The 12,996-nt window shown below is 47.2% G+C and carries 12 protein-coding genes; 6 read left to right on the top strand and 6 right to left on the bottom strand.

The features are described 5' to 3' along the window. The 5 genes from ACHA99_RS17960 to hemC form a co-directional block, all read right to left on the bottom strand. Positions 1 to 1,375: retention module-containing protein (locus tag ACHA99_RS17960; RefSeq protein ID WP_393944207.1), on the bottom strand; the 1,375-nt coding region annotated here is incomplete at its 3' end. A 433-nt stretch (positions 1,376 to 1,808) separates the two neighbouring features. Beyond that, the gene (locus ACHA99_RS17955; protein ID WP_113940852.1) at positions 1,809 to 2,975 is read right to left on the bottom strand and encodes a heme biosynthesis HemY N-terminal domain-containing protein; all 1,167 of its coding nucleotides are present in this window, start codon (positions 2,973 to 2,975) and stop codon (positions 1,809 to 1,811) included. After that, entirely contained in the window at positions 2,972 to 4,153 is a 1,182-nt protein-coding gene (locus ACHA99_RS17950) for a uroporphyrinogen-III C-methyltransferase (RefSeq protein WP_393944205.1), read from the bottom strand. The genes ACHA99_RS17955 and ACHA99_RS17950 overlap by 4 nt, the downstream gene beginning before the upstream one ends. Positions 4,154 to 4,213: 60 nt before the next feature. Further along, entirely contained in the window at positions 4,214 to 4,954 is a 741-nt protein-coding gene (locus ACHA99_RS17945; protein ID WP_168825922.1) for a uroporphyrinogen-III synthase, read from the bottom strand. Positions 4,955 to 4,958: 4 nt separating this feature from the next. Further along, positions 4,959 to 5,891, bottom strand: a complete 933-nt coding sequence (gene hemC, locus ACHA99_RS17940) for a hydroxymethylbilane synthase (RefSeq protein WP_131523367.1) — start codon at positions 5,889 to 5,891, stop codon at positions 4,959 to 4,961. Between the two features lie 202 nt (positions 5,892 to 6,093). Here hemC and ACHA99_RS17935 point away from each other — a divergent pair, with 202 nt between their 5' ends. Continuing rightward, on the top strand, positions 6,094 to 8,505 hold the full coding sequence (locus ACHA99_RS17935) for a class I adenylate cyclase (RefSeq protein WP_173496189.1): 2,412 nt from the start codon (positions 6,094 to 6,096) through the stop codon (positions 8,503 to 8,505). An 83-nt stretch (positions 8,506 to 8,588) separates the two neighbouring features. Here ACHA99_RS17935 and cyaY read toward each other — a convergent pair whose 3' ends face one another. Next, a complete protein-coding gene (cyaY, locus tag ACHA99_RS17930) occupies positions 8,589 to 8,918 on the bottom strand; it encodes an iron donor protein CyaY (RefSeq protein WP_105250439.1) in 330 nt (109 codons plus the stop codon). A gap of 79 nt (positions 8,919 to 8,997) precedes the next feature. On the opposite strand from cyaY, the gene ACHA99_RS17925 reads away from it, so the two are divergent. The 5 genes from ACHA99_RS17925 (at position 8,998) to xerC (ending at position 12,996) form a co-directional block, all read left to right on the top strand. Continuing rightward, the gene (locus ACHA99_RS17925; RefSeq protein ID WP_168825920.1) at positions 8,998 to 9,189 is read left to right on the top strand and encodes a lipoprotein; all 192 of its coding nucleotides are present in this window, start codon (positions 8,998 to 9,000) and stop codon (positions 9,187 to 9,189) included. A gap of 57 nt (positions 9,190 to 9,246) precedes the next feature. After that, positions 9,247 to 10,491 (top strand): diaminopimelate decarboxylase, encoded by a 1,245-nt coding sequence (gene lysA / locus ACHA99_RS17920; protein WP_393944201.1) that lies wholly within the window; start codon positions 9,247 to 9,249, stop codon positions 10,489 to 10,491. Positions 10,492 to 10,567: 76 nt separating this feature from the next. After that, the gene (dapF, locus tag ACHA99_RS17915) at positions 10,568 to 11,395 is read left to right on the top strand and encodes a diaminopimelate epimerase (protein WP_105250436.1); all 828 of its coding nucleotides are present in this window, start codon (positions 10,568 to 10,570) and stop codon (positions 11,393 to 11,395) included. Beyond that, positions 11,392 to 12,021, top strand: coding sequence for a DUF484 family protein (locus ACHA99_RS17910; protein ID WP_131523371.1), 630 nt, complete (start codon positions 11,392 to 11,394; stop codon positions 12,019 to 12,021). Before dapF ends, ACHA99_RS17910 begins: the two co-directional genes overlap by 4 nt. 57 nt (positions 12,022 to 12,078) lie before the next feature. After that, complete coding sequence (gene xerC, locus ACHA99_RS17905) at positions 12,079 to 12,996, top strand: tyrosine recombinase XerC (RefSeq protein ID WP_393944198.1); 918 nt, start codon at positions 12,079 to 12,081, stop codon at positions 12,994 to 12,996.

Below are 12,996 nucleotides of genomic sequence, written 5' to 3'. Positions count from 1 at the left end.
CAGGGTTAACATTAATGGTTAGCGTTGCTGTTGAGCCAGTGTTAGTGGTGTAGGTGATGACTGGTACTTGGCCATTCCAGTTGGCATTCGGCGTGAAGGTGTAAGAGCCATCGGTATTGATGACTAAGCTGCCGCCTTCTAGGGAAACGGTGGTGCCTGCGGTGATGGTATCGCCGTTGACTGTGAAGCTGACAACGGACAGGGTGCTGTCGATATCGGAATCATTATCAAGCACATTGCCTGTAGCTACAGTATCTTCTGCAACTGTGGCGCTGTCATTTGCAAGGATGGAAGGATCATCGACAGGGTTAACATTAATGGTTAGCGTTGCTGTTGAGCCAGTGTTAGTGGTGTAGGTGATGACTGGTACTTGGCCATTCCAGTTTTCATTGGGCGTGAAGGTGTAAGAACCATCGGCATTGATGACTAAGCTGCCGCCTTCTAGGGTAACGGTGGTGCCTGCGGTAACGGTATCGCCATTCACAGTGAAGCTGACAACGGACAGGGTGCTGTCGATATCGGAATCATTATCAAGCACATTGCCTGTTGCTGCAGTGTCTTCTGCAACTGTGGCGCTGTCATTTGCAAGGATGGAAGGATCATCGACAGGGCTGATATTAATGGTTAGCGTCGCAGTTGAGCCCGTGTTGGTTGTGTAGGTAATGACAGGTACTTGGCCATTCCAGTTTTCATTCGGTGTGAAGGTGTAAGAGCCGTCGCTATTTAAAACTAAAACACCACCTTCGAGAGTTACTTCTGTGCCTGCTGCGTAGGTGGTACCGCTGATTTCGAAGCTCACAACACTTAGAGTGGAATCCACATCAGTGTCGTTATCGAGCACATTGCCAGTCGCTACAGTATCTTCATTGGAAGTGTTGCTGTCATTAGCAAGTGCTGAAGGTGAGTCTGCTGCAATGGTGAATTGTGGAATATTAACCGTCGTTTCAGTCAGTGCTTGGCCGCTTGTTGAGTAGCCTGAAGCTGCAATGGTTTCTGTGCCGCTACGGGCTAGAGTGACATAGCCCGAGTTACCATCACTGCCTGGTGTGTTGCCTGCTGCGGTTTCTGGTAGGTTCTGAGTTGGGTCTTCACCGGATGCAATAAGATCTTGTAATGCTTGAATTTCATCTAGGGCTGCTTCGTTAGCCGTGCCAGAGGCCGCTGCAGTAGTTTCGCTGGGCGCGACTTCATTTGATAGCTTAGTGCCATCATCGAAGGTAATTTCATAGGTTGCGTTTTCGCCAATATGGAGCACAGCACCTTTAGGGAGTTGTTCGCCATCCTTAGCGGGTTGATTTGAACCATCAACTTCGACATTGATTTGCCCTTTTACTAACTTAAGCAAACCTTTCTTTGATGTAATTACCGATCCCATAGTAAGCTCCCAACAGCCAAAGTGTGTTAATCCATAGACGCACAAGTCCAACAAATATGTCGCACTGTGATACAAGTGGTGGAATTTTAGCTAACGAAACGACTTAAGTCAATTTTTTGACGCGCTTGTGTCGCCTGTTCTTATGCGGTTTTACGGATCTTAATACGCAAAAGTGACAATTTTTAGACCTGTAACTAGATGTAGTAGCTATATCTATAAAAAGGGCCGTATTTAGTACTTTTTAACTCTAAGATTAAGCATAGTTATAAGAAATTAATCTGGATTGGGAGAGTGGTTTTTACGGAAAAGAAGCGACACGATCTAGTTTTTAACATTTTTGGCAAGTTAAGTGGGTTTTAATATGCCAGCATTGGCAAGTGCCGTGATCTTTCGTTACTCAAATCACGGCGACTAGGTTGCAGGCATTGTAGAACTACAGATTAACCGCCTGACGATAACTTTGATTTGCGTTACCTTGTTCACCTAACTGTTCTTGAATCCGTGCAAGCGCCAACCAAGAGGCTTTTGTGGGTTCGAGTCGGCAAACATTTTGCCAGCAGGTTCTGGCTTCTTTCATATCCCGTGTTTGCTGATAAAGTTTAGCTAAGCACATCTGGTAGTCGGCATTATTCTCATGGGTGATTTCATGTTTGAGTAACTGCTTACGGATTTCTGTATCTTGGGCTGTCGTTATTTCTGGAATGACTTCTAAAAGCGCTGATTCAGGAGAAGTGCGTAATTTTTTCGAGAGTAGCTTCAGCGCTTGCTCTTTGCGATTAAAGCGGCATAAACCCACAGCATAAATCGCCAAAAACTCAGACTGATTGCGCTCACTGCGAGATAACCACTGCCAGCATTGTTCTAAGGCTTCTTCGCCTTTAATGGTTGCGGCTTTGAGTAAAGCGCAGTGAGTGATTACATTGAGTTCATTTAGCTGGGTGTCATCTAGGATCTGGCGTTTCTTCAAAATAGGTAATAATAGCTTGAGCGCATCCCAATCCTCTTGCGCTCGATATAACTCGAGGGCGAGTTTGAGTACCGGTGCTTTGCTCTTACTTGTGGGGGCTAATTTATCGAGCTCGGTGCGGGCTAAAGCTAACTCACCTTGTTTTAACAGATATCGAGTACGCGTGGTTGCGACGGCATTCGCGGCCAGCGGTTGTGTTGCTGCACGGTCAAGATATTGATCACGCTCTGCTATTTTCTGTTGGTACTGGGCAGCACGAGCCGCTGCAAGTAAATTAAGTGCAGGGAGTTCGCCATTGTCGGCGCCTTTTATCATAGCGCGTTCTGCTGCTGGCCAATCTTCTTCTGCCAGAGCCAGTGCACCCATTAAGGTATGCTTTTTCGCGGAGCGACGGCGCCAGTGGCGAGGAATAAAACGGCTACGCAGCATGAGATTAATGGCGCTAATCACCAACCATTCTAGTACTTGGAACATGGCATAAAATACAATTAAGGCAATGATCCCAAAGACTAAACTGGTCTCAACCTGGTAGTCACCTGCCGCAATGTATACATAACCTGTGTTGCCCACCAACCAAGGGCTAATGCAGAGCCCTATCAATATTATCCCTAAGAAAATTAATATCTTGATCATAATGGCACATCCTCTGATGAGGTCAGCTCACCATAGCTTGTCAGCTGTAATAGCAGAGGTTTTGCGGCAAAGGATTTCAGAGTAATAGGATCAAGTTCTAATGTCGCCAATGTATCGATTTTGGCGATGGCTTCAGCAGTGCTGTGATCTTGAGTATCAAAATAGGTTTGAATCCACTTACGCACCATCATTAATGATTGGTGATAAGCGGCTCTGTCGTAGCGGTATAACGCAAGTTGAGATTGCAGCAGTTTATGACGAATATTTTCAACCAGATACCACTGTTGCTCAGGAGCAAGTAAAGCGGGTGCATCGGCGGTTCTATGGCGTATGGTGATAAAGTCTTGGGTTAACGCTTTCCACGTCTTCCCTAAGTTGCTCTGCCAGTCATTTAAATCGCCAGTAATGTTTGTATCTTCAGGGGCATCGGTTTCTGCATCGGTGCGATTAAGGGGTAGTTTATCGAGTTGCTCAATTAAGGCATCTAGGGCTAATACACTACCATCAATATCTGTGGTTTTAATACTTGCAGTCGCGGCGATATCTTTTGCCAGAGCCTTACGAATAGGTAGCAAAGCGGGATTGTTCATGGCGGCGATGGTTTCATCCGCCGATTTTAATAGATCGGTGGCGGTGCGGGGATCTTTTTCTAACCAAAGTTTACGGCCCGCCATGTTTACTAGATATTCGGCTTCTGACGCCATCCAATGCGTTGGACTGCGCTGGGCAAGTTTATTGATCCTGTCCTGCAGTTGATTTTGGTCTTCTGCCAATTTTGTTAATTCTTGATAGGTCTTAGCATCATTCAGTTGTTGCTGTTCAAGCTGGCCAATACGTTGGTTGGGTTGTAGCAGGGCTTGCTGTAATTGGTCTTGTAGGGCGATATTTTTCGCATCCTGCGCCAGTAGTTGCTGTTGCATCTGTTGGTATAGCACAAAACCGCCGCCAAGGGTGCAAGCGGTTAAACCCAGCGCTAATAACACTCCAAAGCGAATCGCCCACGAGCTTCTATTGGATGCTGGCGTTTGACTCGGCGTGCTTGAAGGTGTGGCTTTGGCTGTTTGGGATTCAGAAGATGGCGCTGAAGTTACGGGCGTGTCATCAGTCGTTATTGATGGTTCAATAATAGAGGTAGCCTGTAATTCAGGGCTCTTTGCGTCGTGCTTGTTGTTATCCATTTAACAGTCCTTGAAAACATGCTACTGCCGAAATTCGAGTTAAATCGGGCTAAATAGCGCTTAGAGTTTAAGGGCGTTTAGCACGGCTTTGCTGTTGGCGGCATTGGCATTGGTGACTTGGGTTATACCAAAGGCGTGAGCTTGAGCTTCTACTCGGTTACTTGGGACTATGATATGACATGAGCGCAGCCATGCAAATAACTCTTTTGGCACTAGATTAATCAGGTTATCCAGTACTTCACCGCTGGTGACGACAATAGTGTCGATGCCAAACTCTTGCCATTGTTGTGCGATCTGCTGTCCATCGAGTGGTGGACAAGCCCGTTGATATACTTCCCAATAGCGCACTGTTGCCCCGCGCTCAGCCAGTCGTTCAGCTAAGGCTTCACGGCCGCCAACGCCACGTATTATCGTAATCTGCTTACCTTTAATATCTTGCAAAGGCGCGAGCGTGAGTAGACCTTCGGTCTGCTGACAATCATCTGGGGCTTCGAGGGCTTCAATGCCGAGTTGATTTAATGCTTCCCAAGTCGCATGACCTACGGCGAAATATTGAGCTTGAGGCCAGCCTTTTATTCGAGAATGAGCGGTTGTTAAGGCATAGTCGGCAAAGCTGACTGCATTGGCGCTGATACAGATAATCATATCGGCGTGTGCCAATGGGTGTGAGTTATTCGTTGTGATGGGCGGCGTTGCTTCGACACACAGTAGAGGTGTAACCCAATGGCTAATGCCTTGTTGATTCAAGGCATCGATCATGGACTGATTGCGCCCTTCTGGGCGCGTCAGTAAGACTTTCATCGACTTATGCTTTAGCGTAAACAGCGTCGAGTATGCTTTTTGCGCCTTTGCTCAATAGCTCTTCGGCAAGGGCAACCCCTAATTGCGTGGCGTCGGTTTTTGGACCTGTGATCACGCCTTCGATGATTTCACTACCATCAGGGTTACCGACTAGGCCGCGTAATGTCATCTCATCACCATTGATTTCGGCAAATGCGCCAATCGGCACTTGGCATCCACCTTCTAGGCGCGTGTTCATCGCGCGCTCGGCAATCACACGGTAGCGCGTTTCTAAATGTTCTAATGGTGCCAGTAGTGCCTTAACGCGTGCGTCGTTGGTGCGACATTCGATACCCACAGCGCCTTGGCCGTTGGCGGGCAAGGACTCTTCGGCAGAAATAAAGCTGGCAATACGCTCAGACAATTTCAGGCGAATTAAGCCTGCAGCGGCAAGAATAATGGCATCGTATTCGCCGTTATCAAGTTTAGCTAAACGAGTGCCTACGTTACCGCGTAAATCTTTGATGATAAGGTCAGGGCGTGATGCGCGCAGTTGGCATTGACGACGTAGGCTCGAGGTGCCCACAGTTGCGCCTAATGGTAATTCGCTGATCGATTTATATAAATTCGATACAAAGGCATCGCGTGGATCTTCGCGCTCGCAAATAACTTCAAGGCCCAAGCCTTCAGGGAAGTCGACGGGCACGTCTTTCATTGAGTGCACCGCGATATCGGCAAGATCGTCTAACATGGCGACTTCAAGCTCTTTGACGAACAAACCTTTACCGCCCACTTTGGCTAGCGGCGTATCTAAGATAACGTCACCCTTAGTGCTCATTGGCAGCAATTCCACCACAATACCGGGGTGAATGCGTTCTAATTCGGCTTTAACAAATTCAGCTTGCCACATGGCCAGCGGACTCTTGCGGGTTGCGATACGTATGCGGTTCTCAGACATGCCTAGTTTCCATCAAAGATCTTAGTTGCGCCAATGCTAACATTGGCAAATCGTTTATGTAAGGAAGCCGTATCGATTCTTTGAAGTTGGCGATGTTCTAGATACCGTGAAAGTGTGACGGGCTTCACGTTTAGTTGCTCGAGTTTGTAAAAGTGTTAACATGAGCACATTTCCCATAAGTGCTTAAGTGTTGTGTTTTTGAATGGATCGGCAAATACAGTTTCCTGATATAGCAGAAAGACTTAATAAGGTACGTATTGCACGCGCCCTAGCTTTGCTATCGCCGTTACAAAAACACTTATTCCATTTGATCCCCTTTTTAATTCACCAGAACGGTGTTCAGTATCCTGGCTATCATGCCGCCAATACGCCCTGTGGAATCAACGAGTATCAGGTTGGTGAGACTGAGTCCCAGGCCTGCGATGTGTTCTCGCTGCCTTTTACTACTCAAGAAGCGGATATCAATGCCTTTGAAGGCGTTTATGCGATGGGGAGTACTGGCAGTTTTGGCCAAAATGCCAAGAGCGATGTCGATGTTTGGTTAGTACATAGGGCTGATCTGTGTTCTGAGGATTTGGCGCTAATCAAGATTAAAGCGACTCGATTGACTGCTTGGTTTGCCGAGTATCAGTTTGAGGTGAATTTTTACTTAGTTCATCCGCAGCAGTTTTGTGGCGGTAAAGCCGTTCGTGGATGTCAATCCGCAATGGCCCATGAGCATAGCGGTAGTATGCAGCATTGGCTATTACTTGAAGAGTTTTATCGCAGCCAAATTCGTTTGGCGGGTAAAACAATTGCATGGTGGCCAGACGCTAAACTCAATCCTGCGCTCTTGTCCTTAGGCGATGTACATGAATTACCTGCGAGTGAGTACTTTGGTGCTTCGTTATGGCAGCTCTACAAGGGCTTAGAAAAGCCCCATAAGGCGCTGATTAAAGTATTGCTACTCGAGGCTTATGCCAGTGATTATCCCCATTCAACTCTGCTTTGTGATCACTTATGGCAGAAAACGCTCGCCGGTGATTTTTCGACTTCGAATGATGCCTATTACTCTATCTATGAGATTATCGAAACCTATTTACTTAAGCAGAATGATACTCGCCGACTAGAGATAGTGCGGCGCTGCTTCTATTTAAAATGTGGCGTGCACTTGAGTCGAACCCAAGAGGGCAAAGATTGGCGTTATCCTAAATTGCAAAAGCTGGTGCAGGATTGGCAATGGCCAGATAGTCTGATTAGCACTTTAGACAATTGTGAACATTGGCATAGTGGCCAGCTCAATTGGTTTAACGAGCAACTGAATGAACTGTTATTAGCGAGCTACCAAACTTTACTACGTTTCGCATCGACACATGAGTTAAATGAAGGTTTGCGGATCGAAGATTTGGGAATGCTGACTCGCAAGTTGCATACCTATTTTAGTCAAGATGAAGACCAAATCGCTAAGCTGAATCTGCTGTGGAGTGCTTCAGTCGCTGAGTCCGAAGTGACTATGGTCTCAAGCTCCCGCGAGCGTCAATATTATCTGTATCGACAAGGGCCTCAGCCACAAAATTTGTTAGGCGAGTCGGCAATATGTAAGGGGAAAACCCCTTCAGCCTTAATGATCTGGGCATGTTTAAATGGGATCTCGACGCCGAGTACTCAATGGCATGAATATGGTCAGAGTAAGGCAAAGTCGAAACGGCTTACCGAAGCTTCTAAGCGGTTACTGAATTTTATCGACCACGATTGGCGTGTATCTAAACGTGACTTATGCCAGCCATGGCATTTTCGTAAGCTGATTTTCGTACTCAATCTGGATTGCGATCCCACTATTGAATGGCAAGGACAGGAAATGATGGTCGATGTGATGAATGCGAACGTGTTCTCACTCGGGCGTAAAAAAGCCAATATGCTTGGTGCGTTAGATGCAATTTGCTTGAATAGTTGGGGTGAATGGCAGTGTCATCGCTTCGAAGGCGATACCGCGGTATTGCAAGCCTTAGCCTTTGTGACGCCGGGGCTAAGACGGGCCAGTTTACCTGTGGATATGGATGTGATCAGCTGTTCACAGAAGTTACGCCCACAGCTTAAATTAGCAGTGAAAAATCTACTAAAACAAACCATGCGTTTGTGCCAACAAGTGCAGCAATCCAGCACCTTAGTGCAGCCACTGCAGATAAGTCGTACTCGCTATGGGATCTTTTTTAATCCCTTAGGCATGGCCTATCAGGACTTAAGCGATGCCAAGTCATTTTATCAACAGTTATCCCGCAGTCATCTTGTACTATTGCCGCGGCCTGAATTAGGTGACGATCCCTTTTCGAGTATGCCGAAAGTGGTGCAAAACTATGCGGCTAAAGGCGCGATTCAGTATTTTCTACGCCAACGGGTCGATAACTTGGATGTATTTATCCTCGATGAGGAAAATCAACTAAGCCATTACGTGCAGGCGGGATCAAACATGGCCGAGTTGGTAAATAAAGTGAGCCATCACTATGTGTTCGATGAGCATTATGCTTCACGGGCCCGGTTTAATATTCCGCAATTTTTCCATTTAGTGCGGGTAGCCGGAGAGTTAACGGTGGCGCCTTTCGGTATCGATGTTAGCGATCAAGACACTGAGTTTTAGCTGGTTTTTAACATAAATAATGCGAGCCAAGGCTCCCATTATTGTTTTGCACTATTACGGTTTTGCACTACGACAGGCTTAGATTAGAAGCTAAGCTTAATGCCGCCTTGGCGCTCGATAGACTCTTGCACGAATGGCATAAACTCGCCGCCATTTCGTCCGTCCATCCATTTACCTTCAACAAAACCAAAGTGATATCCACCAAAGCGTGTGGCGACCCAAATCTCATGCAAAGGTTCTTGCTTGTTGATCACTATCTTAGAGCCATCAACAAATTCTAATTGCAATACGTTGCCACTGGCATCGATATCAAGATCGGCATCTTGCTCATCAATCGCAGTTTCAATCGCATTTTCTATGGCTTGGAACATGTCATCGGCGAGCTGGTGAAATTCTGTATCTGTCATGGCCATGCATTTCTGTCCTTTGCTTTCGTCAAGATGGGTGCGATTATAAGGCCATTAGTCACCAGATGCACAGATGTTGAGAAAAATGAGACTGTTTTTATTGTTATTGCTTGGTAGCCTATTCATTACTGCGTGCGGCCAGAAGGGCCCCCTCTATCGATCTCCGGCCACAGAGGTGAATCAGCCTAAAAAGGTTGAGGCGTCTAAACCAGAGCCTGAAGTAGAAGAGATTAAAACTGAAATTCGAGCCATCGAAGTACAAAAAACACAACAATAATAGCAGCTATAACTATCATCACTATCGCAGCGATAAAGCGCAGTAAGGAATCAGACATTGGATCACTTTCTCTACCAACAAAATGCCCTGCACGCCGAAGGCTGCCAGGTCGCCGACTTAGCTCAAACCTATGGTACGCCGCTGTATATCTATTCCCGCGCCACGCTAGAGCGCCATTGGCATGCCTTTAATAACGCCGTGTCAGATCATCCACATTTGATTTGTTACGCGGTTAAAGCTAATTCGAACTTGGCCGTACTGAATGTGTTGGCACGTTTAGGCAGTGGTTTTGATATCGTGTCGGGTGGTGAGTTAGCAAGAGTGATTGAAGCGGGCGGCGATCCCGCTAAAGTGGTGTTCTCTGGCGTGGGTAAAACTGCGGCTGAAATGGAACAGGCACTTAATCTGGGCATTTATTGCTTTAACGTCGAGTCGAGCGCCGAGCTTGAGCAGTTAAATTTGGTCGCAGGTCGTTTAGGTAAAGTGGCGCCAGTTTCCTTGCGAGTCAATCCCGATGTGGATGCGGGGACTCACCCCTATATTTCGACTGGTCTTAAAGAAAATAAATTTGGTATCGCTATGGATGAGGCCGAAACCGTCTTCGCCCGTGCCCATGCTTTGCCACATTTAAAAGTGAAAGGTGTCGATTGCCATATCGGTTCGCAATTGACCGAAATTCAACCTTTCCTCGATGCAATGGATCGTATGCTCGCGTTGATCGATCGTCTGGCTGAACAAGGTATCGTCATTGAGCATTTTGATGTGGGTGGCGGTTTAGGGGTGACCTATGATGCTGAAACTCCGCCGCATCCTGATGTGTATGCCGCAGCCATATTGGCGCGTATGGGCGACCGTCAACTGAAGCTAATCTTCGAACCGGGCCGTGCGATTGCCGCTAATGCGGGGATTTTTGTTACTCAGGTGCTATATCTGAAAGAAAACAGCGACAAGCGTTTTGCGATTGTCGATGGCGCGATGAATGACTTAATTCGCCCAGCACTTTACAGTGCATGGCAAAATATTATCCCAGTCGTGCCAAGGGACTCTGAGGCCTATGAGTTTGATATTGTTGGTCCAGTCTGCGAAACAGGTGATTTTTTAGGTAAAGATCGCAAGCTGGCTTTAGTGGCAGGGGATTTACTTGCTGTGCGTTCGAGTGGTGCCTATGGTTTTGCGATGGCCTCTAACTACAACACGCGTCCTCGTGCGGCTGAAGTCATGGTCGATGGTGAGCACGCTTTCTTAGTGCGTGAGCGAGAAAAATTGTCTCAGCTCTGGCAAGGTGAGCAACTCCTGCCGTAAACTAGAAAAATTATATTGATTCAGGCGCTTGGTTTCATACTTAATGAGCGGCGCCTCGGCTTAAAGGATAAGTATCTTGATCCAATTCACTAAGATGCACGGACTGGGTAACGATTTTATGGTGGTCGATGGGGTCACGCAGAACGTGTTCTTTTCGCCTGAGCAGATCCGCCGTTTAGCCGACCGTAACTTTGGCATAGGTTTCGATCAATTACTGTTGGTTGAGCCGCCCTATGATCCCGATTTAGATTTCCATTATCGCATCTTCAATGCCGATGGTACTGAAGTCGAACAATGCGGTAATGGCGCCCGCTGTTTTGCCCGTTTTGTGCGCAATAAAGGATTGACCAATAAGAGTAAAATCCGTGTTAGCACTTCATCAGGTAAGATGACTCTGCGTTTAGAGCGAGATGGCACAGTTACCGTGAATATGGGCGTGCCTATTCTTGAACCAAGTCTGATCCCCTTTAAAGCCAAGAAAGCCGAAAAAACCTATTTACTGCAAACACCACTGCAAACCTTTTTATGTGGCGCGGCTTCTATGGGCAATCCCCATTGTGTGCTCGACGTTGAAGATGTGGCGAGCGCCGCTGTTGCTGAAATTGGTGCCATGCTCACTAAGCATGAGCGCTTTCCCCGTGGTGTGAATGTGGGATTTATGCAAGTAGTAGATTCGGGCCACATTAAGCTGCGGGTGTATGAACGTGGCGCGGCCGAAACTTTGGCCTGTGGCACTGGCGCGTGTGCGGCCGTGGTTGTAGGTCAAGTGCAAGGGAAGCTCGGCCAGCAAGTGCGGGTGGATTTACCCGGCGGTACTTTAACCATCAACTGGGAAGGCGAGGGGAAACCTTTGTGGATGACGGGCCCAGCGCAGCATGTTTACGATGGACAAATTCAGTTATGACAGAGCCTTTGATGCCGCAGACGAATGTGCCCTTTGATGAGTTGATTATTCGCGAGTATCTGCTGGATAATCCTGATTTTTTCAATCGCTATCCTGAGCTATTGCTGGCAATGCGTCTGCCCCATCTGGAGCGCGGCGCCATCTCTTTGGTGGAACGTCGTCAAGAAATGCTGCGCCAGCGAGTCAGCCAGTTGGAAGAAGAGATCACCAGTCTGTTAACGATGGCGGCGCGCAACGAGAAAATTTACCAATTCAATACTGAGTTATCCTTCCAGCTACTGAATTGTGCCGATCTTGTGTCACTCAAAGAAGTGTTGGCCGACAGTTTAAAATTACAGTTTAATTTCAGTCATGTGCGTTTGATCAGCGTTCTCGATGCCGATATGAAGGCAATATGGGATCAAAGACTGCATAAAGGTCACTATTTTGGTCGGCTAACGCAACAAGAAGCCAAACGGTTATTTGGTAGCGAAGTGGGCTCGGTGGCACTGACTAAATTGTCGGAAGACAACCCAGTGATTTTTGCCATTGCTAGTCAAGATGTCACCCATTTTCATCCTGATATGGATAACATGCTGCTGGAACAGTTGCGGCGTTTACTGGCGCATATGCTTGCAAAGCTGTAACGGTCGTTGAGCTATAGTGCTCACCCAAAGCTTAGCAAAACCCACGAGGAAACCGATATGAGTACGCAAACAGGCGAAGTGTCGGCATTAAATACTCAATGGTTACAAACCTTTGAACGTTATCTGAGTACCGAGCGACAGTTGTCTGCCCATACAGTACGGAATTACCTTTACGAGCTTAATCGCAGTAGCGATCTTTTGCCCGAAGGCGTGCATTTACTCAATGTGAGCCGCGAGCATTGGCAGCAAGTGTTAGCCAAATTGCACCGCAAAGGTTTAAGCCCGCGATCGCTTTCTCTGTGTTTATCGGCGGTAAAACAATGGGGTGAATTTTTGCTGCGCGAAGGCGTGATTGAGCTTAATCCCGCCAAAGGCTTAAGTGCCCCCAAACAGACCAAACCTCTGCCGAAGAATATCGATGTCGATGCCATCAGTCACTTGCTGGACATTGAAGGTACAGATCCGCTGAGTCTGCGGGATAAAGCCATGATGGAGTTGTTTTATTCCAGTGGCTTACGTTTAGCAGAACTCGCCGCGCTCAATTTATCCAGTGTGCAATACGATTTGAAAGAAGTGCGAGTCTTAGGTAAAGGCAATAAGGAGCGTATCGTCCCTGTCGGTCGTTTAGCGATTGCTGCGCTGCAGAATTGGCTTAATTGCCGAAAGCAGATCCCCTGTGAAGATAACGCCTTATTTGTGACCGAAAAGGGCAAGCGACTCTCCCATCGTAGTATTCAGGCGCGGATGGCGAAATGGGGTCAAGAGCAGGCATTATCGGTGCGCGTACATCCCCATAAGTTGCGTCATTCCTTTGCCACTCACATGTTAGAAGCGAGCGCCGACTTGCGGGCGGTGCAAGAATTATTGGGTCATGCGAACCTAGCGACCACGCAAATTTACACCAGTTTGGATTTCCAACACTTAGCTAAGGTGTATGATAACGCCCATCCTAGAGCGAAAAAAAACACAGGATAA

The sequence above is a fragment of the Shewanella sp. S23-S33 genome (assembly GCF_043359565.1).
Taxonomy (GTDB): Bacteria; Pseudomonadota; Gammaproteobacteria; order Enterobacterales; family Shewanellaceae; genus Shewanella; species Shewanella oncorhynchi.
The sequence above is the reverse complement of the archived record's forward strand: the minus strand, read 5'-3'. Positions and strand labels throughout refer to the sequence as shown.

Bases quoted from the DNA above. Each gene is read 5' to 3' on its own strand.
- ACHA99_RS17955 (WP_113940852.1), bottom strand. From the start codon at position 2,975: ATGATCAAGATATTAATTTTCTTAGGGATAATATTGATAGGGCTCTGC.
- ACHA99_RS17950 (WP_393944205.1), bottom strand. From the start codon at position 4,153: ATGGATAACAACAAGCACGACGCAAAGAGCCCTGAATTACAGGCTACC.
- ACHA99_RS17945 (WP_168825922.1), bottom strand. From the start codon at position 4,954: ATGAAAGTCTTACTGACGCGCCCAGAAGGGCGCAATCAGTCCATGATC.
- hemC (WP_131523367.1), bottom strand. From the start codon at position 5,891: ATGTCTGAGAACCGCATACGTATCGCAACCCGCAAGAGTCCGCTGGCC.
- ACHA99_RS17935 (WP_173496189.1), top strand. From the start codon at position 6,094: ATGGATCGGCAAATACAGTTTCCTGATATAGCAGAAAGACTTAATAAG.
- cyaY (WP_105250439.1), bottom strand. From the start codon at position 8,918: ATGGCCATGACAGATACAGAATTTCACCAGCTCGCCGATGACATGTTC.
- ACHA99_RS17925 (WP_168825920.1), top strand. From the start codon at position 8,998: ATGAGACTGTTTTTATTGTTATTGCTTGGTAGCCTATTCATTACTGCG.
- ACHA99_RS17910 (WP_131523371.1), top strand. From the start codon at position 11,392: ATGACAGAGCCTTTGATGCCGCAGACGAATGTGCCCTTTGATGAGTTG.
- xerC (WP_393944198.1), top strand. From the start codon at position 12,079: ATGAGTACGCAAACAGGCGAAGTGTCGGCATTAAATACTCAATGGTTA.